We start from the raw sequence: 22,013 nt of genomic DNA on the forward strand, positions 1-22,013 counted from the left end.
GCTGGGCGGCGAGACTTCGAACCTGAAGCGCACTTGAGGGATGGGGCGGTATGGAGCCGACGGACGTGCTCACGGTGTCGGAGGTGGCCGAGCGCAGCGGGTTCGCGGCGTCGGCGCTGCGGTACTACGAGAAGCAGGGGCTGATCGACGCGTCGCGCACCTCGGGTGGGCAGCGCCGGTACGAGCGCAGCGTCCTGCGCCGCCTCGCCTTCATCCGCGCCGCGAGCAACGTCGGCCTGTCGCTGGAGGAGATCCGCACCGAGCTCGCTGGCCTCCCGAAGGGCCGCACCCCCACCAAGTCCGACTGGCACCGCATCTCCGGCCACTGGCGCACCCGCCTCGACGAGCAGCTCGAGGCGCTCGAGGCCCTGCGCGACAAGCTCGACTCCTGCATCGGCTGCGGCTGCCTGTCGCTCAAGCAGTGCGGCATCTCCAACCCCGCCGACAAGGCGGCGGCCACCGAGGACGCTCCCGGCGCGGCATACCTCCCGCCACTCCTGCGCCGCGCGCCTCGCTGATCCGGCAGGCTGGGACCGTGCAGCTCCCCGTCCTGACCTACAACATCCACAGCGGCGTCGGCATCGACGGCGTCCTCGACCTCGACCGTCTGGCGGACGTCATCGCGGCCAGCGGCGCCGAGCTCGTCGCCCTCCAGGAGGTGGACCGGCACCGCCGCGAGCAGAGCACGTTCGCCGACCAGCCGGGTCACCTCGCGCAGAGGCTCGGGATGCATCTCGCGTATGCAGCGTGCCTGGACGAGGAGCCGGCCCACCCGGGTGCGCCGAGGGCGCAGTACGGGACGGCGTTGCTCAGCACCCGCCCGCTGCGGGACATCGCCACCAGCTTGTTGCCGTGCTTCCCCGGCAGCGAGCAGCGCGGCCTGCTCGAGGCCACCGTCGAGGTGGGCGGCACGGTCCTGCGGGTGCTCGGCACCCACCTCCAGTGGGACAGCGAGGACGAGCGGCTCGTCCAGGCCCGGGCCATCACGGCGGTGCTGGACGACCGGCCCACCCTGCTGCTCGGTGACCTGAACACCACGCCGGGGTCGCCGACCCACACCCACCTCACGACCCGGCTCGACGACGCCTGGGCAACGGTCGGGGAGGGCGAGGGGATCACGTTCGACGCCGAGCTGCCGCCGCGGCGGATCGACTACGTCTGGGTCGGCGGCGGGGTCCGTGCACTCGGGGCGCGCGTCATCGCGTCGCCGGCGTCCGATCACGCCGCGCTGCTCGTGGAGGTCGACGTGCCCTAGGGGGGACCCCAAGTCCGTCCCAAGTGGGGTGCAAGTGCCCGGTCGCAGGCTGTCTGTCGACCGAGCACCACCCCACTCGAAGGACGAACACCATGTCTCGCTTGCTCCACCGTCTCGGCAGAGGCGCTGCGCTCCACCCCTGGCGGACGCTCTCCGTCTGGCTCGTCGTGGCCGCGGCCGTCGCCGGCCTCGCCGCCACGTTCGGCGGCACACCGCACGACGACTACAACGTCCCCGGTGCCCGCGCCCAGGCCGGCATCGAACAGCTCCGGGCGCACCTGCCGGGAGCCGGGAACACCTCGGCCCGCGTCGTCGTGCACGACCGGACCGGCGGCGCGCCCGACGCGACCGCCATCACCGCCCTGACCGGCCGGCTGCAGGCGATGCCCCACGTCGTCGCCGTGCTGCCGCCGGAGGTCTCCGCCGACGGCGACACCGCCGTGCTCACGGTCGGGTACGACGCCCCGGTCACCGACACCGACCTCATGGGCAAGCTCGAGCCCCTCGAGCAGGCCGTTGCGCCGACCCGCGCCACCGGTCTGCAGGTCGAGCTGGGGGGCGAGCTGCCCGAGAGCGCGGTGGCGCCGATGGAGGGCCGCGGCGAGATCATCGGCATCGTCGCCGCGCTCGTCATCCTGGTCTTCGCGTTCGGGTCGGTCACCGGTGCGGGGCTGCCGATCGGCACCGCGCTGGTGGGCCTGGGCGTCGGCAGTGCCGGCATCACGCTCCTCGCGGCGGCCACCGACGTCAGCACGGCCGCCCCGATGGTCGCCACCATGGTCGGCCTCGGCGTCGGCATCGACTACGCACTGCTGCTCGTCACCCGACACGTCGAGTACCTCGAGCAGGGACTGCCTGTCGCCGAGGCCGCGGGCCGGGCGTGCGCCACCGCCGGACGGTCGATCGTCTTCGCAGCCAGCACCGTCCTCGTCTCCCTCATGGGCCTTCGGCTCGCAGGCCTGCCGGTCTACAGCTCCTTCGGCTTCGCGACCGCGATCGCCGTCGTGGCCGTTGCCCTCGCCTCGCTGACCCTGGTGCCGGTGCTGGCGCGGTTCGCCGGGCTGCGACTCCTGCCCCGCAGGACGCGTCGGGCCCGCAAGTCACTGACCACCGGCTCGCCGGCGCCGTCGGCCATCCAGCCCGCACGGACACCGCTCACGGCTCGCTGGGCTGCTCGCGTCGGACGTCACCCGCTCCCGTGGGCGGCTGCCGCCACCGTGCTCATGCTCACGCTGGCCATCCCTGCGCTGGACATGCGGACGTGGCCGCAGGACGCGAGCAGCGGGGCCACCGACCTGACCACCCGCCGCGCGTACGACCTCGTCACCGCCGAGTACGGCGCCGGGGCCAACGGGCCCCTCACGTTCGTCGTCGACCGCTCGGTGGTGGGCTCCGCCCAGCTCGCCGAGCTCACCGCGACGGTGCGGGGTCACGAGGACATCGCCCGCGTCCTGCCCACGACCATCTCGCCCGACGGGGCGATCGCGGTGTTCGACGCGATCCCCACCTTCGCCCCCACCGACGAGCGCACCGGCGACCTCGTCACCGGGCTGCGGGACGAGCTGCCGGCCGGGGTCGAGCTCACCGGCACGACCGCGTTCTTCTCGGACATCGCCGAGATGCTGGCCGACCGGCTCTGGGTCGTCATCGCCTTCGTGGTGCTGGTGTCCGTGCTGCTGCTCGCCATGGTGTTCCGCTCGGTCGTGGTGCCGCTCAAGGCGGCCGTCATGAACCTGCTGAGCATCGGGGCCGCGTACGGCGTGCTGACCGCGGTCTTCCAGTGGGGCTGGGGTGCCTCCCTCCTCGGGCTGGACCACCCCATGGCCGTCTCCAGCTGGGTCCCGATCCTGATGTTCGCCATCCTTTTCGGGCTCTCGATGGACTACGAGGTGTTCCTGCTGTCGCGGGTCCGCGAGGACTGGTTGCGCACCGGCGACTCCCACGGCGCGGTCGTCCGCGGCCTGTCCGCCACCGGGCGGGTCATCTCCAGCGCCGCCGCGATCATGGTCGCCGTCTTCCTGGGCTTCGCCACCGAGGTGGATGCCGTCGTCAAGATGCTCGGCGTCGGCATGGCCTCGGCGATCCTGCTCGACGCCACCGTCATCCGGATGGTGCTCGTCCCGGCCACCATGTCGCTGCTCGGCGACCTCAACTGGTGGGTGCCGCGCTGGCTCGACCGGGTGCTGCCCACCGTCCGCGTCGAGGACCACGACCCGGACCTGTCGGCCACACCGGTCTCCTCGGCACGCCCCTCCCTCCCGGCCGGCGCCCTGGCCGCCCAGCACACCACCGATCGCACCATCCACCACACCACCGATCGCGACGGCGAGCGCCAGCCCGTCGGCGCCCGTTGAGAGGCACGACCATGACCACCACCACCGCACCGAGCTGGCCCGAGCAATTGCGCTTCCCCGGACAGGCGGCAGCGCACCCGGGACCCGTCGACATGACGATGATGTACGTGATGCACCACGCGTTCCGACGCGACCTGGCGGCTTTTGCCGCCGCCGCCGCGGCGACGCCCGTGGAGGCTCGCACGACCTGGCGAGCCCTCGCCGCCCGCTGGGAGGTCTTCGCCGCGGCGCTGCACCACCACCACTCGGGTGAGGACGCCGGCCTGTGGCCCATCCTGCTGGACCGGACCGATGACCAGGGCAGGGTCACCCTGGAGGCGATGGAGGCCGAGCACGCGGACATCGACCCGGTGCTCACGGCGTGCGCGGCGGGGTTCGCGCGGCTCGCGCAGCACGCGGACAGAGACGCCAGGGCCGCCCTCACCATCCGGCTGACCGCTGCCCGGGTCAACCTCGGGCGACACCTCGAGCACGAGGAGACCGAGGCGATCGCCATCATCCAGCACGTGCTGACGGCGCAGGACTGGGAGCAGCTCGAGGAGGAGCACTTCCGGGCCGGGCTGTCCCTGGGCGAGGTCCTGGCCGTCGTGCCGTGGGCGATGCACGGCGTGCCGGCACCGTTGCGCCGCAGCGTCTTCGGCGTGACCGGCCGGGCCTACCACGTCATGTGGCTGCTCACCCGCCGCGGTTTCGCCCGGCGCGAGGCGGTCGCCTTCGCCTACGTCGACCGTTCCTGACGGCGACGGAGCGGCGGACGGCGACGCCCGGGTGCTCCCGGGGCTCAGAAGCCGAAGCGGTCCCGCTGGTCGCGCACCCACTGCGCGGCCAGCGGGACCTGCCAGTCCTCACAGAGATCGAGCGCACGATCGGCGTGCCGGCCCGCGACGGCGACCTCACCGGCCGCCGCTGCCGCGAAGGCCAGGAACGCATCCACCGGACCGAGCGCCACACCGGATCCTGCACAGCACGAGAACCCCTCGTACGGAGCGAGGCGTTCGTAGGAGCGTGCGGCCAGCTCCCGGTCCTCGAGCTCGAGGGCCACGTGGGCGCACGAGCACCAGGTGAGCATGGAGAACCAGTCGTCCGGCTCGAGGTCGAGGGTGTGGGTCGCGACGTACTCCCGCGCCATCTGCTCCTGACCGGCGCGCAGGAGGAACATGGCCGTGACGGCGGACAGTGGCAGGACGCTGTGCGCGTCGGCAGCCATGAGTCCATCCGTCACCTCGGCGGACCGGCCCTGCCAGACGCGCAGGGCCATCAGCGCACCGAGGGTCGCGTCATCGGTCTGGTGCAGCGACATCCGCTGGTCGAGCAGCTGGATGTTCGCCATCTTCTGCTCGCACTCCTCGAACCTGCCCGCCATGGCCAGCCACGGGAGCTCGGTGCTGTCGAGCACGATGATCCCGTAGGGCAGCCGCTGGCGCTCTGCGGCGTCCCGCGCCACGGCGGCGTGCTCCCACATCTCTGCGGGGAGGCCGAGCTCGCCGGACACCACCGCCCGCAAGGTGGTCGTGACGACGTAGGCCCTGTCGTCCCCGAGCTGGTGGGCCAGACGCATGGCTTCGCTGACCCAGAGCCGGCGCTGGACGGCCGTGCGAGGGCACCAGAGGGCGACGAACGCCAGCTGGTAGCCGTCCAGGCTCAGCGCGGGGTCGCCGATGCGCTCGGCCATGGCCAGCCCCTCGTCGACGAGGGCGCTGCGCTCCTCGAAGCCTGTTCCGTAGTAGGTCTCGAGGGCCAGGCTGAGCATGACCCGGCAGCGCAGCGCGCCGTCCTCGGCGGGGAGCGCGGCCAGCGCGCGACGCAGGGCGGTGACGACGACCTCGTTGACGCTGCCGTGGGGACCGGACTGCCACAGCGCCCCCACCGCCGTCATCGTGGCCGCCCGAGCCAGGAGCTCGATGTCCCCGATCTGGTCCGCGACACCGATGGCTTCCTCGACGGCCGCGACGAGCCCTGACCAGTCACCCGCCCAACGCCGGGCGTCGGCCAGGTCGCAGAGCAGGTCGAAGCGCTCGTGCAGCGTGCCGTCCTGGTCCTGCGGAAGGGTGTCCAGGGCGGACACGAGCAGCTGCACCGCCTCGTCGTAGGCGTGCAGGCGCCTGGCCACCGCCGCCGCCGACACCGCTGCGAGCCAGGCGCGGGCGGCATATGCGGGACCGGCTCCGAGCCAGTGCCGCGCCAGCTCGGTCTCGCGGCCCGCACGACCTTGCAGCGTCGACGCGACGCGGGCGTGCGCCCGGGCACGACGGGTCGCCGACAGGGAGTTGTAGATGGTGTCCCGGACGAGGGCGTGGCCGAACAGGTACAGGCCGATCCCGTCCTCCCGCAGCAGGCCCGCCTCGAGGGCCGGGTCGAGGCTGTCCAGCAGGTCGTCCTCGTCGGTCTGCGCCACCTCGGCGAGCGTGGCCAGGTCGAACTGCCGGCCCAGCACCGCCGCCCAGCGCAGGGCGGCCAGCGCCGCCTCCGGGAGCCGCTGGAGCCGGCGGGTCAGCACGTCGTTGACGGCCGAGGGCGGGTTTGCCTCGCCCTCGAGGGCGACCAGGCCACCGCCGTCGCGCGCGAGGCGGGCGTACTCGACGAGGAAGAACGGGTTGCCGTCGGTGCGGTGCGCGAGCTCCTGCGCCTGCGCGGACGTGGGCAGCGAGCCGGCGATCGTCTCGACCACGCGGCTGACCTCTCCGGGCGCGAGCCCGTGCAGGTCGACGCGCAGGGCGTGCCGCCGGGCCAGCGCCTCGGCGACGTCGGCGAGGGCTCCGTCGGGTTCGGGTCGGCTGCGCCACGTGCCGACGACGAGCAGCCGCGCCGCGGCAACGCTCTCGACGAGCAGGCGCAGCACCCGCAGCGAGGCGACGTCGGCCCAGTGCAGGTCGTCCAGGATGATGACGACCGTGCGCCCCCGGGCGGCCTCGACGACATCCGCGACGATCTCCTCCCACACCCGGAAGGGCGCGCTGCCGTCGTCGGGCAGCTCGGGCAGGTCGCGCCCCATCCCCCGCAGGACCTGCTGCCAGGACCACAGCGGTGGTGCGCCGTCGTCCTGCGAGCAACGGCCGAGGAGCACCGCTGCCCCGCGAGCGCCCGCGGCCGAGGCCAGCTCAGCCGCCAACCGGCTCTTGCCGATGCCCGGCTCACCCACCAGCGCCACGAAGGACGACGTACCGGCGTCAGCACGCTCGAGCTGCTCGACGACGGCGGCGAGCTGCGCCTCGCGACCCACCATGGGCCACGGCGGCAGGGTGGGGACGACGGACTCGATCTCGCCCAGTCTCACCGACGACCGCCCGGCCCCGGCACCGGCCTGCCGACCGGTCCGGGTCAGAGCCTGGGCGTCGGACGGAGCCGAGGGGGGCCGCCACTGCAGGCTCGGGTCCTGCCGCAGGATCGCCGCCTGCAGGTCGCGCAGGTCCGGGCCCGGCTCGAGACCGAGCTCGTCGGCCAGGACCTCCCTGACCTCGCGCAGGGCGTCCAGTGCCTCGGCCTGACGACCCGAACGCGTCAGGGCGAGCGCCCGCAACCCCCAGAGCCGTTCACGCAGCGGGTGCGCGGAGGTCAGCGCCTCCAGCTCGCCGGCGACGGTCGCGTGCTGGCCGAGCTCCAGCGAGGCGACGGCACGGTCCTCGAGGGCGGCGAGCCGCAGCTCCTCGAGGCGGGCCCGCTCGGCGACGGCGGAGGGCGCGTCCTCGAGGTCGACGTAGGGCTGCCCCCGCCACTGCGCGAGCGCCGAGTCGAGGTCCGCGACGATCCCTGCCAGCTCCTCGGCGGTCAGGCCGCGCCGGTCCTGCACGCGTCCGGCGTGCCCGAGGCGCCGGTGCGCCCGCCCCACGGCCGTGTCGAACCGCGCCGCGTCGAGGTCGTCGTCCCCGACGCGCAACGCGTACCCGGGGGCGACCGTGACCAGCACCGTGGACGGTGCCCGGGCTGCCCGGTCCGGCTCCAGCGAGCGGCGCAGCCCTGCGACGTACGCCTGCAGGGTGCCGTTGACCCCCGGGGGTGCGCCCGCCGGCCAGAGGAGGTCGACGAGGGCGTCCACGGACACCGGCCGGCCGTGGTTCAGGGCGAGCGCCGCGACGAGGGCTCGCTGCTTGCGCGTCCCGAGGTCCACGGGCACGCCATCGAGCCGAGCTTCCGCAGTGCCGAGGACACCCACTCTCACGCGACCGAGGATAGGGGCCGACCCGGCAGGGACACTCGGCTTTTTTGCGCAGGTCACGGGCCTGCCGGCCCGGGCCGGGCAGCGGTATGGCGCCCGCCCGCCCGGGCAGGCGCCATACCGGCCGTTCCCGGCTCAGTCGGTGACCCTGAGGTTCTCCACGAGGCGCGGGATCCGGTGGTTGCCGACGAAGGTGCCGTGCGGGTCGACGGCCGAACGGATCCCCTTCAGCTGCAACCAGGCCCGCTCGTCGTACCCCGACCTCGGGTCCACCACGGTCTCGGCGAAGTTGAGGTAGCTGCGGCCGTTCCGCCACGGCGACAGCACCTTGGTGAGGCGGTGGGCGTCGTGCTGGCCCTGGGCCGCCAGCTCCGGACCGGCGGCGATGGCGGCACCGAAGGCGACGAAGGCGCCGTCGAGTCGCTTCAGCGCCCCACCCCCCTCGTGGTCGCGCCCGAGCGCCCCGCCGAGCTGGCGCAGCTCGGCCAGGAGCAGCGACGACGACGAGCCCGGACCGACCTCCGAGAGGAACGCCTCGATCCCGTCGTCCGGCAGCTCGGTCAGCACGGTCGAGTCGGACACCGTCGGGGTCGGGCCCTCGGGGTCCATGTGCAGCCGCACCAGTGACCGTGCCGGCACGCGGGCGAAGGTGTCGATCTCGGGCGTCACGGACCGCAGGTCGGCCAAGACCTCCTCGGCGCGCGAGTCGGTGTCGAGGACCGCGCCGTCGACGACGACCACGGACCGGCCGCGCAACGGGGCCGGGATGTCCGGCAGGGGCGGCAGGTTGAGCACGCGGAAGGACGTCGTGACCTCGTCGGGTGCACCTGCCGTCCAGTCGACCCAACGCCGCAGCACCGGTTCGGCCAGGGCGAGGTCCCAGACGAGCATCCCTGCGTGGGCGGTCGGGATGTCGTAGAGCCGGAACTCCAGGGCCGTGACGACGCCGAAGCTGCCACCACCCCCGCGCAGGGCCCAGAAGAGCTCGCGGTTCCTGGTGTCGTCGGCGCGGACGTGCTCACCGTCCGCGGTCACGAGCTCGACCGCCAGCAGGCTGTTGGTGGCCAGGCCGAGCTTGCGGGCGTACCAGCCGATGCCACCCCCGAGGGAGTAGCCGGCGATGCCGACGTCGGGCGAGCTGCCGTGCAGCGCCGCGAGACCGTGGTCGCCGGCGGCCTCGGTGGCGTGCACCCACAGTGCCCCTCCCTCGACCCGGGCCACCCGGCGAACGGGGTCGACCTGGACGTCGGTCATGGCCGAGGTGCGCAGGACGACGACGTCGTCGAGTCCCTGAGCCACCAGCGGACCGGCGTTGTGGCCGGTGCTCTGCGGCGCGATGCGCAGGTCCGCCGCGACGGCTGCGCGGACGACCCGCTGCACCTCGGCGACGTCGCGCGGCACGGCGACGGCAGCAGGGCGCTGGTCGATGGCGACGTTCCACGGGACGCGCGCCGCGTCGTAGGCGGCGTCGCCGGGCAGGTGGATCGTGCTGCCGCACGCGCCTCGCAGGGAGGCTGCGCGCAGGTCGCTGAGGGTGGTGTCGATGGTCTCGATGGTCATGGTGCTTGGCTCCTGGTTCCGCTGTGGCTTGTGCGGAGAAGCGTGCGACGGAGCACTTGAGCACCACTTGGGGACGACTAGGGGTCGCCCGGCCCCCGGGTCACCTCACCAGCGAGCGGACCCGCTCGAAGCCTCGGGGAGCTGCGACCCGGGGAGCCGTGGCCTTCCCGGCGATCGGGGCACCGGCGACCGGGCGGTCGGCGCGGCGGGCCGTGTCGTGGATGGTCGCCGAGAGGAGGGCGACGAGCCGGGCCGGGACGTCGTCGACGCACGCGACGGCGATGCCCTCCACGGCGTAGGCGACGAGGTGCGGCGCGGTCTGGCGGCGGAAGGTGCGCTCACTGACCTGGCCGTCCTTGCCGAACCGCAACGCCCATGCGTGGGCGTCGGGGGTGGCCTCCAGGGCCGCGTCGCAGAGCGCGACCAGGTCGGCACCGCGGTCGGTCGGCAGCTCGGACGCCAACCGGCGGCAGGTGAGCAGGCCGACCGCCAAGGCGTTCTGGCGGATGAGCGGCGCGATCGGCAGGGCGGCAGCGCCGGCCCGGGCGGCGATCGCCACGTCGAGCTCGAGGTCGGTGCCCGTGATGCCGACGACGTCCGGGATGAGCCCGACGATGCGGGGTCGGTCGGCGTCGGGCAGCGAGTCGTTGACCAGCCGGGCGAGCGAGGCCAGCAGCGGGTGGGTGCAGGAGGGGTGGTCGCTCCAGCGTTCGCCTGCGAGGTAGGACGCCATCTCCATGAAGCACGCGCCCTTGCGCGGGTTCCGGTGCTTCCCGGAGGACAGCACCGGGACGACGTCGGGGAGGAAGACGGCTGGCGTGGTGGCCTTCATGGCGCCTCCGTGGCGGAAGACTGGCGGCTGCCCGGCGGGCCTGCCCCGCGGGTGCCCCTCACTATGCGCTCCCTGTGCCGCCGGGCGCCAGATGCAGACCGCTTCGCGGGACGTCTCGTCCGTTCGGTTGGATATCTCGACCGACCGCCGGAGGACGTCGTCCACCTTCGGGCACCCGGAACTGGACGTGCAGCTGGCCGGGACGTCTTTTGGATGAGGGCGAATTCGCATCGTACGAAAGCGATCACGAGCAAACCGAGGACAACCCGGTTCTCGGCTACGACGTGCGGTGGAGAACGTCCGCCACCCCGCGACGGATGTGTGGACGAGGTCGTGCGACGACGATTGTCCTTGCCGGAACGCTCCCCCCAGGCACCACCGCCGGCACCCGCACAAGCCATCGTCTCGGTGGAGGAGGACTCGTCATGACGGTCATCGAACGCATCTACGACAACGCCTGGTACGTCGCCCATGCAACCCCCGGGATGCGCGAGGCCCTCGCCGCCGACGTGACCCGCACCTGGATGGCCTGCGAGGCCGCCCGGGAGGACGCCGGCCGCGCCCGCACCGTCTCCGGCCCGACCGCCGCCCGCTCCGCCCTCGCCCTGTCCTTGGGCAACGTCACCCAGGCCGAGTACGACCGCGCCCGCTCCCGCGCCGCCGAGGCCGCCCGCTGCACCGACATCGTCGACGGCCACGCGTTCTCCATCCGCCGCGAGCTCGGCAACGGTGGCGCCATGACGGTCGACATCACCTCCTGCACCCTCCTGCGTCGCGCCACCATCAGCATCGGCTCCCGGGGCCACGCCTGGACCGCGGTCTTCTCCGACCCCCAGTCCCACGTCCAGCGCTTCAGCGTCGAGCTCGGCACCGACCCGTGGGATGCCGTGCACCGCGCCTGCGCCTGGATCATGACCGGCCGCATCTGACCCTCGTTGACCGCCCCCTGACCGTTGTCGGGGGCGCGGCCGTCGGCCACAGTGGTCTCATGACCACGACCGACGGCACGCTGGGCACCGACCTGACCGAGGACGACCTGCGCCACCTGCGTCGCTGCGTGGAGCTGGCCCGCGAGGCCCTCGACGCCGGGGACGGGCCGTTCGGCTCCGTCCTGGTCACCGCCGAGGGCCGCGTCGTCGGTGAGGACCGCAACCGTGAGCACTCCACGGGCGACGACACGCGCCACCCGGAGTTCGAGCTGGCCCGCCTCGCCGCGACCGCGCTCACCCCGGACGAGCGCGCCACCGCCACCGTCTACACCTCCGGCGAGCACTGCCCGATGTGCTCGGCCGCCCACGCGTGGGTCGGCCTCGGGCGCATCGCGTATGCCGCGTCGACCGCCCAGCTCGTGGGCTGGCACCGCGGGTGGGGCCTGCCGGCGGCCCCGGTGAGCCCGTTGGCCGTGCAGGACGTCGCGCCCGGCGTCGTCGTCGCCGGGCCCGCTCCCTCGCTCGAGGACGAGGTGCGCGCGCTGCACGAGGCGGCCGCGCGGCATACCTCCTGAGCAGGAGCCCTCAGAGGAACTCGAAGGGGTCGAACTCGTCGATCGGGATGACGCGGACGCGGGGCAGTCGCGCGGTGAAGGCGTCGACGTCGTACTCGAGGTCGAAGAACTCCAGGCCGCGTGACTCGAGCTCGACGAACGCCTTGCTGCGGAACTCGAGGAAGCCGACGAGGCCGACCTTGCGGCCGTCGCAGAGCTTGCCGAGCTGGGGCACGAAGTCGCTGTCGTGGCTGACGAGCATCACGTCGGCGGCGCGGTCGGCGAGCGCGTCGATGGTCCGCTGGATGGCGATGTCGACGACCTTCTCGTGCGGTCGACCCGACAGCGGGACCGGGCGGTACTCCATCGCCAGCAGCGCCTGGATGAAGCCCATCGGCAGGTCACCGTTGGCCGCGAGGAAGAACAGGCCCTTGACGGGCTGGTCCCACTCCTCCTCGGCGAAGTTCTTCAGCCGGTCCCAGCGGGGGCGCTCGTCGGGCTGGGGGCGGCGCGACAAGATCGAGGTGCCGAGGGTGGCGTCGATGTTCTCGCCGTCCACCAGCACGTACGTCGTCCGCTGCGCATCGACCATGGACGTGACTGTATGCCGTTCGACCGGCTCAGCGCGGGGGCTCGCCACGACCTCGCCGCCGGGCGCGGCATCCCGGGCGTCCGGCCCGGCTGACCGGTCGGTGGTGCCGGGCACCGGCGTCCCGCGCTCACGCGGTCGACCCTGCCCGGCGACCGCGCGGCGCGACCTACGCGCCGTCACCGCCCTTGCGGTCGAGGTTGGTGCGCAACCGGTCGATGTGCTCGGACGCCTCGGCCTTGGTGATCGACGCGGGGATCTCCTCGCCGGCCTGGCGGGCCAAGGTGTCGAGGTAGCTCTTCTGGCTCTCGGTGATGGGGTCGTCGCCGCTGACCCAGTCGGACGGGTCCTTCTCGAGGGCCGGGTCGTCGACGGGTTCGGTCGCTCCGAGCATCTCCGGCTCGTCGGTGGTGGGCTGCGTGTCGTGGTCGCTCATGGTTCGAACATACGTTCACCGCTGGTCGCTCGCACTCCGAGCGCACCCGACGGTCCGGAACGGCGCTCGAGTGGGCACCGCGCGGCATACCGACCTAGCGTGGACAGGCCCCCCAGAACCCCACGGAAGGACCCCCATGCAGCAGCGCACCATCGGCGACACCCAGGTCAGCGCCATCGGTCTCGGCGGGATGCCCATGTCGATCGAGGGCCGCCCCGACGAGGAGCGCTCGATCCGCACCATCCACGCCGCGCTCGACGCCGGCGTGACCCTGATCGACACCGCGGACGCGTACCACCGCGACGCCGACGAGGTCGGCCACAACGAGTCGCTCATCGCCAAGGCCCTGAAGTCGTGGGGCGGCGACAGCTCGTCGGTCCTCGTCGCCACCAAGGGCGGACACCTGCGCCCCGGCGACGGCTCGTGGACGCTGAACGGTCGCCCGGACTACCTCAAGAAGGCGGTCAAGGAGTCTGCGCGGCGGCTCGGTGTCGACGCGATCGGGCTGTACCAGTTCCACCGTCCCGACCCCGAGGTCGACTACGCCGAGTCGGTCGGCGCGATCCGCGACCTGCTCGACGAGGGCGTGATCCAGCAGGCCGGCATCTCCAACGCGAACATCGAGCAGATCGACCTCAGCCAGGACATCCTCGGCGGACGGCTCGTGTCGGTGCAGAACCAGTTCTCGCCGAAGTTCCTGTCCAGCCGTGGCGAGCTCGACCACTGCGCGAAGCTCGGGATCGCGTTCCTGCCGTGGAGCCCGCTCGGCGGCATCTCGGACGCCTCCGAGCTCGGGTCCAACCACTCCGCGTTCGCCGAGGTCGCCAAGGCCCACGACGTGAGCCCGCAGCAGGTCGCCCTCGCGTGGGAGCTCTCCCTGGCCGACGTCGTCATCCCGATCCCCGGCGCCTCCCGCCCCGAGTCGATCACCGACTCGGTCAAGGCTGCCGACCTGGAGCTGAGCGACGACGAGCTCAAGGCGCTCAACGCCGACGCGACCACCTGACCTGGTCGACCCCTCGCAACCCTCTCCTCCCCGGAGACTTTGAGCGCCTGACCACGTCCAGGCGTGGTCAGGCGCTCAAAGACTCGAGAGTCAGGGCGCGGGGTGGGCACCCGCGGGAGTCACGCGTGGGTATGGCGCTCGCCCGGGGTGGGCGGGCGCCACACCCGGCCGCGGGGGCGGGTCACCGGCCCGCGAAGATCGCGGCGCGGGAGTCCCAGGCCTCGGCGCGGCAGTAGACGGGCACCTCGTCGATCGGGACCTTGCGCTCGACGACCCGGCCACCCTCGTGCACCTCGCCGGTCCAGACGTCGACCCACTGGCCGGCCGGGAGGTAGGTCGCCCACTCGACAGCGCCCTCGGACGTCACGGGGTTGACCAGCAGGTCGGCCCCGAGCATCCACTGGCGCGGGTGCTCCCACACCGCGGCGTCGCCCGGGTGGTCGAAGAACAGCGCGCGCATGAGCGGTCGGTCGGTGCTGACCGTCACCGCGGCCTGCTCGGTGAGGTAGTCGACGAGCCGCTCACGCAGGTGGGCGAACTCGCGGAACACCGGTACGACGCGCTCGTCGCCGGTCTGCTCGGCCACGTGCCACGGCGTGCGGTCGCGCAGCGGGAGCTGGTGGTGGTTGAACTCCGAGTGGTACTGCATGACCGGCATGAAGGCCGATGCCCCGACGGCACGCAGGTAGAGCTCGGGGTCGGGCACCGGACCGGAGAACCCGGCGATGTCCCAGCCCCAGTAGACGATGCCGCACGACGCCGCCGTGAGCCCGGCCGTGACGCTGTTGCGGTAGGCCTCCCACGTCGAGTCCTCGTCGCCGGCCCAGAAGACGCCGTGCGCCTGCGAGCCGGTGAAACCGCTGCGGGAGAACGTGATCGGCGCCTTGCCGTGCTTCTTGAGCAGGTCGCCGAACGCCCGCGCGTAGTGCACGGGGTAGAGGTTGTTGCCCTCGTCGCCCTTGCGGCCGTCGGCGTACCGGAGGTCGTGGCCCCACGCGTGCTCGCCGCCGTCGGTCTTGAACCCGTCGATGCCGAGGTCCCGCACGAGGTAGTCGCGCTTCGCGGTCCACCAGTCACGGGTCCGCTGCACCGAGAGGTCTGGCATGAGGGACTTCGGGAACCACCACCCGCGGTTGAGGTATGCCGCGCCGTCGGCTTCGCGGACCGCGTGGTCCTCGCGGACCATCGCCTCCCCCTCGGCCAGGACCTGCTCGTGCAACCCGTCCTCGGACTGCGCGGTCTTCAGCAGCGGGATCTGCCAGAGGATCACCTTGATCCCGCGGGAGTGCAGGTCGTCGACCATGGCCTTGGGATCGGGCCACGCACCGTCGGAAGCGAACGTGAAATCGTCTGCGGAGAAAGGAGATCCGTCAGGACGAGAGGTGTAGGACGCGTCGCGGAAGAGCATGATGCCCTCCTCGTCGCTCCACGCCTCGATGACGATGGCGCCGACGGGGATGTCGAGCTCGCGGTGGGTGTCCATCCGCGCGGTGACGAGGTCCTGGGTGTTCCACTCGTTGCCGGAGGCCCAGAGCCGGAACACCCACGACGGCAGCTCCTCGGCACGCCCCGCTTCGTCGAGGAACGACCGCAGGACGGCGGTGGGGTCGCCGTCGTAGAGGCCGACGTCCAGCGACTCGGACGCGCTGCCGCCGAGGGCGACCTCGACGACGAGGCGGTCCGGCGTCGAGACACCGACGTCGTACCAGGAACGTCGAGTCGTGCGGAGGTGGAACCCCCAGGTCGAGCCGTCGGCACCGACCACGTGGGCGAACGGCATGGGCAGGTAGGTACGGCCGTGGGCGCCCTGCGACTTGTACTGCTCGAAGACCACCACGTCGAGGCGGCGCCCGGCCTGGTCGAGGTGGTCGAACCGCTCGCCGAACCCGACGACGTGGTCGCCCTCGGAGAGCGCCAGGGCGAACCGCACCCGCTGCACGGACGTGTCCGTCACGAGCCACTCGACCGAGCCAGCGACCAACCGCGCGTCCGCGCCGGTGAGGGTCGCCGCCAGCCCGGCAGGGAGGTCGGCGACCCACCGGGCCGGGGCCACGGCATACCAGTCGGTGGTCTGCGTCGCCCCGTCGCGAGCGGTCGCGTGGAAGCGGTAGCGGTAGCCGGCGCCGTCCTCCACGGACGGGGACTGCCCGGCCCACCCGCCGTCGCCGCCGAGCGAGGCGGCCTGCGCAGCAGCGAGGTGGCCCTCCCCACCGGCGAGCGCCGCAGCATCGGCCGCGTCCGCCTCGTGGGGAGCGAGCGCGAACGTCGTCGCAGCACCGGTCGCGGGCACCCACTCGCAGGTGACCGACTCGAGGTCGGCCAGCGCCTGGACGCCGAGGTGGACGGACTCGCCGGTCAGCGGCTGCACGGGGATCCGCTGGTCGAGGGAGGTGGCGTACGGGTGCTCGATGCCGTGGGGACGGTGGACGAGCAGCGCGGGGGAGATCACAGCGGAGGTCCTTCGGTGGTGCGGGAGGGGTCGAGCAGGCCGAGCTCGTCGGCGAGGATCAGGTACATGCCGTGCGACCACAGCAGCGGTGTCGCAACCTCACCCCAGCGCTCGATCCACTCGGCGCGGGACTCGGGGTGCAGGAGGTGGTCGGGCACCTGCTCCGGCATCTCGCCGGCCACGGTCGCGTGGGCGGCGATCCAGTGCAGGTGCCGCAGGGCCCCGTCCCGGTCACCGGCGACGGCGAGGTTCCAGCCCAGGAGCGCCGACAGGAGCAGCCACTGACCACCGCCGTAGAAGACGTCGGCGCGGAAGCGGTGCACGCCGCCGTCCACGTCGAGGTCGGCGGCGACCTTGGCGAGCGTGCCCGCGGCCAGCGGGCTGCCGGGCTCGGCGAGGCGGAACGGCACGACGCAGGACGGCAGCGAGCCGTCGACCGCGGTGGTCCCGAGCCACTTCACGAAGTGGGCGTCCGCGGGGCCCGTCCCAGCGGCCGGATCGTGGCCGGAGGTCACACCCTGGCTGAGCGCCAAGGCGGCGGCACCCTGCGACGCCGCCCTGGCACGGTTGGAGCGTCCTTCGTCGAGGACGCCGGAGTCGGCGATGTCACGCAGCCCGCCGGCGACGGCGCCCAGGGTCGACACGTGACGGTGCTCCACGTGCTCCTCCCACCAGTCGTAGCAGGCGAGGTCCCAGAACGCGGAGAGGAAGTCGACCGCGACCTCGATGCCCGGCAGCCACCGGGTGAGGTCGCCGCCGTGGCGCTGAGCGTGGGCGACGAGCGACCACAGCCAGGTGCCGTAGCCGTCGGTCTGGAAGTCCCACCACGGGTCGGAGCCGTCGAGGCCATCGAAGGTGAAGCGGGTGGGGAGCATGCGGGCCAGCGGCACCTCGACACCACGGGCAGCGTCGGCCACGAGGCCGTCGACCTGCTCGCGTCGTGCGCCCAGGACCCGGCTCACCCAGTCGTGGTAGCGATCGGCGGACGCGGTGTCGCCGTACCGCGAGATCCCCTCGGCGGTGAACGACCCGTCGCGCAGCCACGCGTACCCGCGGTACGCCGAGAACGTCGGGGAGGCGGGGTACGCCCCACCCTCGTGCTGGTGCTCGGTGATCACCGCGTGACTGCGGTGGGCGAGCTCCAGCAGCGCATCGTTGAGGGGGACCGCCGGTGCGGTCTCGGGGAGGGAGGTCATGTCGTCCAGTCCGGTGGGGTGGCGGGTGGAGAGCGGCTGCCGGATCGACCAGGGGTTCGACCCGGCAGCCGCCGCGGGGGTGGGTGGTGCGACCGGCGGTGGCCGGCGACCACCCGGGGTGGTTCGGTCGCCGGGGGGCGACCGGACCGCCTCAGGGGTCAGCGGTGCGCGCTACTTGAGGAGCGCGTTGACCGCCTTCTCTGCATCGGCCATGGCGGCGGCGACGGTCTTGCGACCGGCAGCGGCGGCGCTGAGCTCCTTGCCCACGGCGTCCTGCATCTCCTGCTGGCGCTCGATCACCGGCGGGAGCACGGTGGCGTCGAGCGAGTCGAACACGGCCTGGCGGTTGGCCGGCTTGCCCGCGTCGAGGTAGGAGGCGAGCTTGGCCTCGTCGGCGACCGGCGGCAGCTCCCAGCTGGTCTCGAGACGCTTCTGGGCCATCTCGTCCGAGGACGTCAGGAAGGTGATCCACTTCTGCGCGGCGGCCTGGTTCTTGCTCTGCGCGGAGACGACGGCACCGTTGGTGAACATCGCCGAGGCCTTCTTGGTGTTGCCCGGCTCGACGGCGATGTCCCAGTCGAACTTGGCGTCGGCCATGCCCGAGAACATCCAGATGCCGGTGTGCCACATGGCGAGCTTGCCGCTCTTGAACAGCTTGCTGTCGAAGTCGGGCGTGCCCGCACCATCGGCCTCGGTCGGCATGGTCTTGCCGGCCTTGGAGACGAGGAACTCGGCGGCGGCACGACCGGCGTCGGAGTTGAACGTCGCGGTCTTCTTGTCGGCGCTGAGGAACTCGCCGCCGGACTGGCCCAGGGCCTTGTAGAACTCGAAGAACGAGATGGGCTGGTAGTCGCCCCAGACCTTCTTCGACTTGTCGGTCAGCTTGGCCGCGGCGGCCTGCTCGTCCTTCCAGGTCCAGTCGGCGGTGGGCTCGGCGACGCCGGCGGCCTTGAAGAGGTCCTTGTTGTAGAACAGGACGACGTTGGAGAACGACTCGGGCAGGCCGTACTGCTTGCCGTCGGCGGAGAACGCCTCGAGCAGCGACGGCTTGTACTTCGAGCCCTCGACGTCCTTGAGCTCGGCGAGCGAGCCGTTGGAGGCGTAGGTCACGAAGTTCTCGTAGTTGAGCTCGAACGCGTCACCCGCGGTGCCACCGGCGACGGCCGTCTGGAGCTTGGTGAAGTAGTCGTCGTACGGCGTGGTCTCGATCTGGACCGTGACGTCCGGGTTGGCCTTCTCGAACGCCGACTTGATCGCGTCGAGGTCCTGCTCGTGGCCACCGTTGGCGGAGAAGTTCATGTAGCGGATCGTGGTCTTGCCACCCGACGACGCAGCGTCGACGGACTTGGTCGCGGACCCCTGCGCGCAGGCGCCGAGCGCCAGCGCCAGACCGGCGACGAGGGCAGGCGCGACGCTGCGCCTGGCGAGGTTGATCATGGTGTTCCTTTCAGGGGCCTGCCGCGTTCCGGGTGGCGCACGGTCGGGTGGTGGTGCTGTGTATGGAGTGGACTGGGGTTCGGGTGCCGGCTACTTGATGCCGGTGTGGGCGACGCCGGCGATGATGTGTCGCTGCGCGAGGAGGTAGACGATCGCGATCGGCAGGATCGAGAACACCGACCCGGCCATGACGACGTCCCACTCGGTGGTGAACTGGCCCTGGAGCGTGGCGAGCCCCAGCGGCAGGGTCATGAACTCGGGGGAGCGGATGACGACCAGCGGCCACAGGAAGCTGTTCCAGCTGCCCATGAACGCGAACACCGCGACGGTGGCCAGGGCCGGCTTGATCAGCGGCAGGATGATGGTCGCGAAGATCCGCAGGTGGCCGGCGCCGTCGATGGTCGCGGCCTCGTCGAGCTCCTTGGGCACCGACTCGACCGCCTGGCGCAGCAGGAACACCCCGAACGCCGAGGCGATCGACGGGGCCAGCAGTGCCATGTAGGTGTCCTGGAGGTTCAGCGCCTTCATCTCGATGAACAGCGGGACGACCAGCACCTGCATCGGCACCATCAGCGTCGCGAGGTACAGCGCGAACACGACGTTCTTGCCCTTGAACGGCAGCCGGGCGAACCCGTACGCCGCCATCGACCCCGTGACGAGCTGCAGGAGGGTGGACGCGACCGCGACCCACAGGGAGTTCACGACGATCCGCCACATCGGGAGCGTTTCGAGCAGCGTCCGGTATGCAGCCAGGGTCGGGTTCTCGACGATGAGCGTCGGTCCGCCGGCGAGGCTTCCCTCGGGGGTGATCGACGTGATGACCGTCCAGAGGAACGGGAAGAGCATCACGACCGCACCGGCGAGCACCGCGGCATACCGGAGCAGGCCCAGGGGGCGCAGCGGGCGGCGGTTGCGTTCCACGGGTTCGGGCGCCCCACCGGTGGCAGGAACCGTTGCCGCAGTGGGCGATCCGACGGCGATCGGGGCTTCGGGAGTCAGCAGCTCAGGCATAGTGCACCCACCGGCGTTGGCCGCGGATCTGCACCGCGGTGATGAGCAGGATGACGGCGAAGAGGATCCACGAGAGGGCGCTGGCCTCGCCGGCGCGGCCGTAGCGGAAGGTGAGGTCGTAGATCTGGCCGACCACGACCTGGCTGGAGCCGGACGGCCCGCCGCCGGTCATGACGTAGACCTGGTCGAAGACCTGGAAGCCGTTGATCAGCGAGATGACGATGACGAAGAACGTCGAGGGCGACAGCAGCGGGAGCGTGATCCGCCAGAACCGCTGCCAGCCGTTCGCGCCGTCGGCCCACGCGGCCTCGAGGACGTCCTGCGGGATGGCCTGGAGCCCGGCGAGCATGATGACCATGACGAAGCCCAGGTCCTTCCACGCCGAGGAGAGGATGACGGCGGGCAGGGCCCAGTTGGGGTCGGTCCACCAGCCCGGCTGGGGCAGCCCCACCGCACCGAGGAGGGTGTTGACCAGGCCGTTGGTGGGGTTGAGCAGCCACTTCCACACCAGCGCCACGACGACCCAGCTCGTGACGACCGGGAGGAAGTAGGCGGCCCGGAAGAAGGAGCGTCCGGCGAGCTTCTGGTTGAGCGCCATCGCCAGCCCGAGCCCACCGGCGAAGACGAGGGGCAGGTATCCGGCGCAGTAGATGAGCGTGTGCAGGAAGACCGTGCGGGTGCTGGGGTCGGTGAGCAGGGTGCGGTAGTTGTCCAGGCCCACCCACTCCATCGGGGAGATGAGGTTCCACGAGTGCAGGCTCACCCAGACCGAGGAGATCATCGGCACGGCCGTGAACAGCACGAGCGGCACGGCGCTGGGGGCGAGGAAGAACAGCACCCAGCCGAGCTTGCGCAGCCCGGAGCGCCGGGGCCGCGGGCTGCTCGACGCCGAGGTCGCGGGCTTGGCCCGGCCGGTGAGCTGCGCGGCGGTCATCGGGCACCTGCCGTGGCGACGTCCTGGAGACGGGCGCGGACGAGCTCACCCTGCTCCCCGGCGGTGTCGGCGTCGAACGACGAGGCGAGCACGAGGCACGCGGCGCCGACGGCCCACTGGCTCTCGGTCCAGGACTCGGTGACGTAGGGGACGCCGCGCCGGGCCGGCATGAGGTGACGGCGGAACGACTCCTCGAACCCGCCCTGCCAGAAGGTCCACTCCGTCATGCCCTCGCCCATGAGGACGATCAGCTCGGGGTCGAGGATGTGGACCACGCCGGAGAGTCCGCGGCCGAGCAGGCGGCCGGCCTCGGCATACACGGCCTGAGCACGCTCCTCACCCGCGTGGGCGGCGGCGGCGAGCTCGGTCATGCCGGCGTCCGGGCCGACGACACCGGTGGCGCGAGCGGCGGCCAGCAGTCCGCTCTCGCCGATGTGCGCCTCGAGGCAGCCGGTGTTGCCGCAGCCGCAGACGGGTCCGTCGACGGTGACCGGGATGTGCCCGATCTCGCCGGCGCCACCGTGTGCACCGCGGCTGACCGAGCCCTGGGTGACGATGCCGCAGCCGATGCCGCGGCCGATGGTGACCACGAGGTAGGACGAGTGGCGCCGGCCGATGCCGTAGACGCTCTCGGCGGCGGCGAGGGTGTTGACGTCGTTGTCGACCAGCACCGGCACGCCGAGGGCGTCCCGCAGGCGGGGGCCCACGGGGGCCCGGTCCCAACCGAGGGTCGGGGCGTCGACGACGCCGGACGCCTGGGAGTCGACGGCACCCGGGAGGCCGACGCCGACCCCGAGCAGGTGGCCGTCGTGGGCGTCGACCGCGGCGCGGAGGATGTCGCACAGCGCGTCGAGCGCCGAAGGGTGGGCGGGGTCGAAGGGCACCGTGCGCGACGAGCGGACAGTGCCGTCGAGGTCGACCGAGACGAGGGCGACGTGGTCAGCGGTGACCTTGGCACCGATGGCGCCGCCGGCGGTGCGGACCAGGCCGAGCAGCCGTGCCGGGCGGCCGCCCTGGCTGGGCACCGACTCGAGCTCGGTGACGAGCTCGCGGGCCAGCAGCTCCTTGGTCGTCTGCGTCACCGTGGCCGGGCTGACGCCGAGCGAGCGGGCGATCTCGGCCCGGGAGCTCGGCCCCCGGGTGCCCAGGAGGCCCAGCACCGCGGCGCGCACGAGGTCGCCACGTGTGGTCACCTGCCCGTTCTGAGACATCGTCGACTCATCCCTTTGTTTGGTACTAAATTTAGGAGGAACATAAGCCCCCTCTAGAGCCGCGTCAAGGACTTTCGGTGAATTGCCTCGAGACCGATCCCGGACCG

General features: G+C 72.3%; 18 protein-coding genes. 7 read left to right on the forward strand and 11 right to left on the reverse strand.

Features of this window, described 5'->3' with window-relative positions; translation table 11 throughout:
• Positions 1-50: 50 nt before the first annotated feature.
• From soxR to ABD286_RS10620, 4 genes are all read left to right on the forward strand, one after another.
• Positions 51-518: a redox-sensitive transcriptional activator SoxR gene (gene soxR / locus ABD286_RS10605; RefSeq protein ID WP_344192959.1), complete on the forward strand. Its 468-nt coding sequence runs from the start codon at positions 51-53 to the stop codon at positions 516-518.
• A 17-nt stretch (positions 519-535) separates the two neighbouring features.
• The gene (locus ABD286_RS10610) at positions 536-1,255 is read left to right on the forward strand and encodes an endonuclease/exonuclease/phosphatase family protein (protein WP_344192961.1); all 720 of its coding nucleotides are present in this window, start codon (positions 536-538) and stop codon (positions 1,253-1,255) included.
• Between the two features lie 92 nt (positions 1,256-1,347).
• Positions 1,348-3,609: an MMPL family transporter gene (locus ABD286_RS10615; protein WP_344192963.1), complete on the forward strand. Its 2,262-nt coding sequence runs from the start codon at positions 1,348-1,350 to the stop codon at positions 3,607-3,609.
• Positions 3,610-3,620: 11 nt separating this feature from the next.
• On the forward strand, positions 3,621-4,346 hold the full coding sequence (locus ABD286_RS10620) for a hemerythrin domain-containing protein (protein WP_344192965.1): 726 nt from the start codon (positions 3,621-3,623) through the stop codon (positions 4,344-4,346).
• A gap of 44 nt (positions 4,347-4,390) precedes the next feature.
• On the opposite strand, the gene ABD286_RS10625 is transcribed toward ABD286_RS10620, so the two are convergent.
• The 3 genes from ABD286_RS10625 to ABD286_RS10635 form a co-directional block, all read right to left on the reverse strand.
• Positions 4,391-7,765 (reverse strand): ATP-binding protein, encoded by a 3,375-nt coding sequence (locus tag ABD286_RS10625; RefSeq protein WP_344192967.1) that lies wholly within the window; start codon positions 7,763-7,765, stop codon positions 4,391-4,393.
• A gap of 132 nt (positions 7,766-7,897) precedes the next feature.
• Positions 7,898-9,322, reverse strand: a complete 1,425-nt coding sequence (locus tag ABD286_RS10630) for an FAD-binding oxidoreductase (protein WP_344192969.1) — start codon at positions 9,320-9,322, stop codon at positions 7,898-7,900.
• 100 nt (positions 9,323-9,422) lie between these two features.
• The gene (locus tag ABD286_RS10635) at positions 9,423-10,154 is read right to left on the reverse strand and encodes a hypothetical protein (RefSeq protein ID WP_344192971.1); all 732 of its coding nucleotides are present in this window, start codon (positions 10,152-10,154) and stop codon (positions 9,423-9,425) included.
• A 425-nt stretch (positions 10,155-10,579) separates the two neighbouring features.
• Between ABD286_RS10635 and ABD286_RS10640 the strand changes: the two genes are divergently transcribed.
• Both ABD286_RS10640 and ABD286_RS10645 read left to right on the forward strand, forming a co-directional pair.
• Positions 10,580-11,083, forward strand: coding sequence for a hypothetical protein (locus ABD286_RS10640; protein ID WP_344192973.1), 504 nt, complete (start codon positions 10,580-10,582; stop codon positions 11,081-11,083).
• A gap of 59 nt (positions 11,084-11,142) precedes the next feature.
• Positions 11,143-11,658 (forward strand): nucleoside deaminase, encoded by a 516-nt coding sequence (locus ABD286_RS10645; protein WP_344192975.1) that lies wholly within the window; start codon positions 11,143-11,145, stop codon positions 11,656-11,658.
• Positions 11,659-11,668: 10 nt separating this feature from the next.
• Here the strand turns inward: ABD286_RS10645 and ABD286_RS10650 are convergent, their stop codons facing one another.
• Together ABD286_RS10650 and ABD286_RS10655 are read right to left on the reverse strand one after the other, a co-directional pair.
• Positions 11,669-12,229: an NYN domain-containing protein gene (locus tag ABD286_RS10650; RefSeq protein ID WP_344192977.1), complete on the reverse strand. Its 561-nt coding sequence runs from the start codon at positions 12,227-12,229 to the stop codon at positions 11,669-11,671.
• A gap of 166 nt (positions 12,230-12,395) precedes the next feature.
• Entirely contained in the window at positions 12,396-12,662 is a 267-nt protein-coding gene (locus ABD286_RS10655; protein WP_425565336.1) for a DUF3072 domain-containing protein, read from the reverse strand.
• Between the two features lie 136 nt (positions 12,663-12,798).
• Between ABD286_RS10655 and ABD286_RS10660 the strand changes: the two genes are divergently transcribed.
• Positions 12,799-13,668 (forward strand): aldo/keto reductase, encoded by an 870-nt coding sequence (locus ABD286_RS10660; RefSeq protein WP_344192979.1) that lies wholly within the window; start codon positions 12,799-12,801, stop codon positions 13,666-13,668.
• A 181-nt stretch (positions 13,669-13,849) separates the two neighbouring features.
• On the opposite strand, the gene ABD286_RS10665 is transcribed toward ABD286_RS10660, so the two are convergent.
• The 6 genes from ABD286_RS10665 to ABD286_RS10690 form a co-directional block, all read right to left on the reverse strand.
• On the reverse strand, positions 13,850-16,117 hold the full coding sequence (locus ABD286_RS10665; RefSeq protein ID WP_344192981.1) for a glycoside hydrolase family 31 protein: 2,268 nt from the start codon (positions 16,115-16,117) through the stop codon (positions 13,850-13,852).
• The gene (locus tag ABD286_RS10670; protein WP_344192982.1) at positions 16,114-17,313 is read right to left on the reverse strand and encodes a glycoside hydrolase family 15 protein; all 1,200 of its coding nucleotides are present in this window, start codon (positions 17,311-17,313) and stop codon (positions 16,114-16,116) included. Before ABD286_RS10670 ends, ABD286_RS10665 begins: the two co-directional genes overlap by 4 nt.
• Before the next feature lie 171 nt (positions 17,314-17,484).
• A complete protein-coding gene (locus ABD286_RS10675) occupies positions 17,485-18,750 on the reverse strand; it encodes an ABC transporter substrate-binding protein (RefSeq protein WP_344192984.1) in 1,266 nt (421 codons plus the stop codon).
• Between the two features lie 90 nt (positions 18,751-18,840).
• Positions 18,841-19,761, reverse strand: coding sequence for a carbohydrate ABC transporter permease (locus tag ABD286_RS10680; RefSeq protein WP_344192986.1), 921 nt, complete (start codon positions 19,759-19,761; stop codon positions 18,841-18,843).
• A complete protein-coding gene (locus ABD286_RS10685) occupies positions 19,754-20,695 on the reverse strand; it encodes a carbohydrate ABC transporter permease (protein ID WP_344192988.1) in 942 nt (313 codons plus the stop codon). Before ABD286_RS10685 ends, ABD286_RS10680 begins: the two co-directional genes overlap by 8 nt.
• Positions 20,692-21,888 (reverse strand): ROK family transcriptional regulator, encoded by a 1,197-nt coding sequence (locus tag ABD286_RS10690; protein WP_344192990.1) that lies wholly within the window; start codon positions 21,886-21,888, stop codon positions 20,692-20,694. Before ABD286_RS10690 ends, ABD286_RS10685 begins: the two co-directional genes overlap by 4 nt.
• Positions 21,889-22,013 lie beyond the last annotated feature (125 nt).

The organism is Pedococcus aerophilus (genome assembly GCF_039532215.1).
Taxonomy (GTDB): domain Bacteria; phylum Actinomycetota; class Actinomycetes; order Actinomycetales; family Dermatophilaceae; genus Pedococcus; species Pedococcus aerophilus.

What these genes read in the sequence shown, in the direction of transcription:
- soxR (WP_344192959.1), top strand. Translation starts at nt 51, where the DNA reads ATGGAGCCGACGGACGTGCTCACGGTGTCGGAGGTGGCCGAGCGCAGC.
- ABD286_RS10615 (WP_344192963.1), top strand. Translation starts at nt 1,348, where the DNA reads ATGTCTCGCTTGCTCCACCGTCTCGGCAGAGGCGCTGCGCTCCACCCC.
- ABD286_RS10620 (WP_344192965.1), top strand. Translation starts at nt 3,621, where the DNA reads ATGACCACCACCACCGCACCGAGCTGGCCCGAGCAATTGCGCTTCCCC.
- ABD286_RS10630 (WP_344192969.1), bottom strand. Translation starts at nt 9,322, where the DNA reads ATGACCATCGAGACCATCGACACCACCCTCAGCGACCTGCGCGCAGCC.
- ABD286_RS10635 (WP_344192971.1), bottom strand. Translation starts at nt 10,154, where the DNA reads ATGAAGGCCACCACGCCAGCCGTCTTCCTCCCCGACGTCGTCCCGGTG.
- ABD286_RS10640 (WP_344192973.1), top strand. Translation starts at nt 10,580, where the DNA reads ATGACGGTCATCGAACGCATCTACGACAACGCCTGGTACGTCGCCCAT.
- ABD286_RS10645 (WP_344192975.1), top strand. Translation starts at nt 11,143, where the DNA reads ATGACCACGACCGACGGCACGCTGGGCACCGACCTGACCGAGGACGAC.
- ABD286_RS10650 (WP_344192977.1), bottom strand. Translation starts at nt 12,229, where the DNA reads ATGGTCGATGCGCAGCGGACGACGTACGTGCTGGTGGACGGCGAGAAC.
- ABD286_RS10655 (WP_425565336.1), bottom strand. Translation starts at nt 12,662, where the DNA reads ATGAGCGACCACGACACGCAGCCCACCACCGACGAGCCGGAGATGCTC.
- ABD286_RS10660 (WP_344192979.1), top strand. Translation starts at nt 12,799, where the DNA reads ATGCAGCAGCGCACCATCGGCGACACCCAGGTCAGCGCCATCGGTCTC.
- ABD286_RS10670 (WP_344192982.1), bottom strand. Translation starts at nt 17,313, where the DNA reads ATGACCTCCCTCCCCGAGACCGCACCGGCGGTCCCCCTCAACGATGCG.
- ABD286_RS10675 (WP_344192984.1), bottom strand. Translation starts at nt 18,750, where the DNA reads ATGATCAACCTCGCCAGGCGCAGCGTCGCGCCTGCCCTCGTCGCCGGT.
- ABD286_RS10680 (WP_344192986.1), bottom strand. Translation starts at nt 19,761, where the DNA reads ATGCCTGAGCTGCTGACTCCCGAAGCCCCGATCGCCGTCGGATCGCCC.
- ABD286_RS10685 (WP_344192988.1), bottom strand. Translation starts at nt 20,695, where the DNA reads ATGACCGCCGCGCAGCTCACCGGCCGGGCCAAGCCCGCGACCTCGGCG.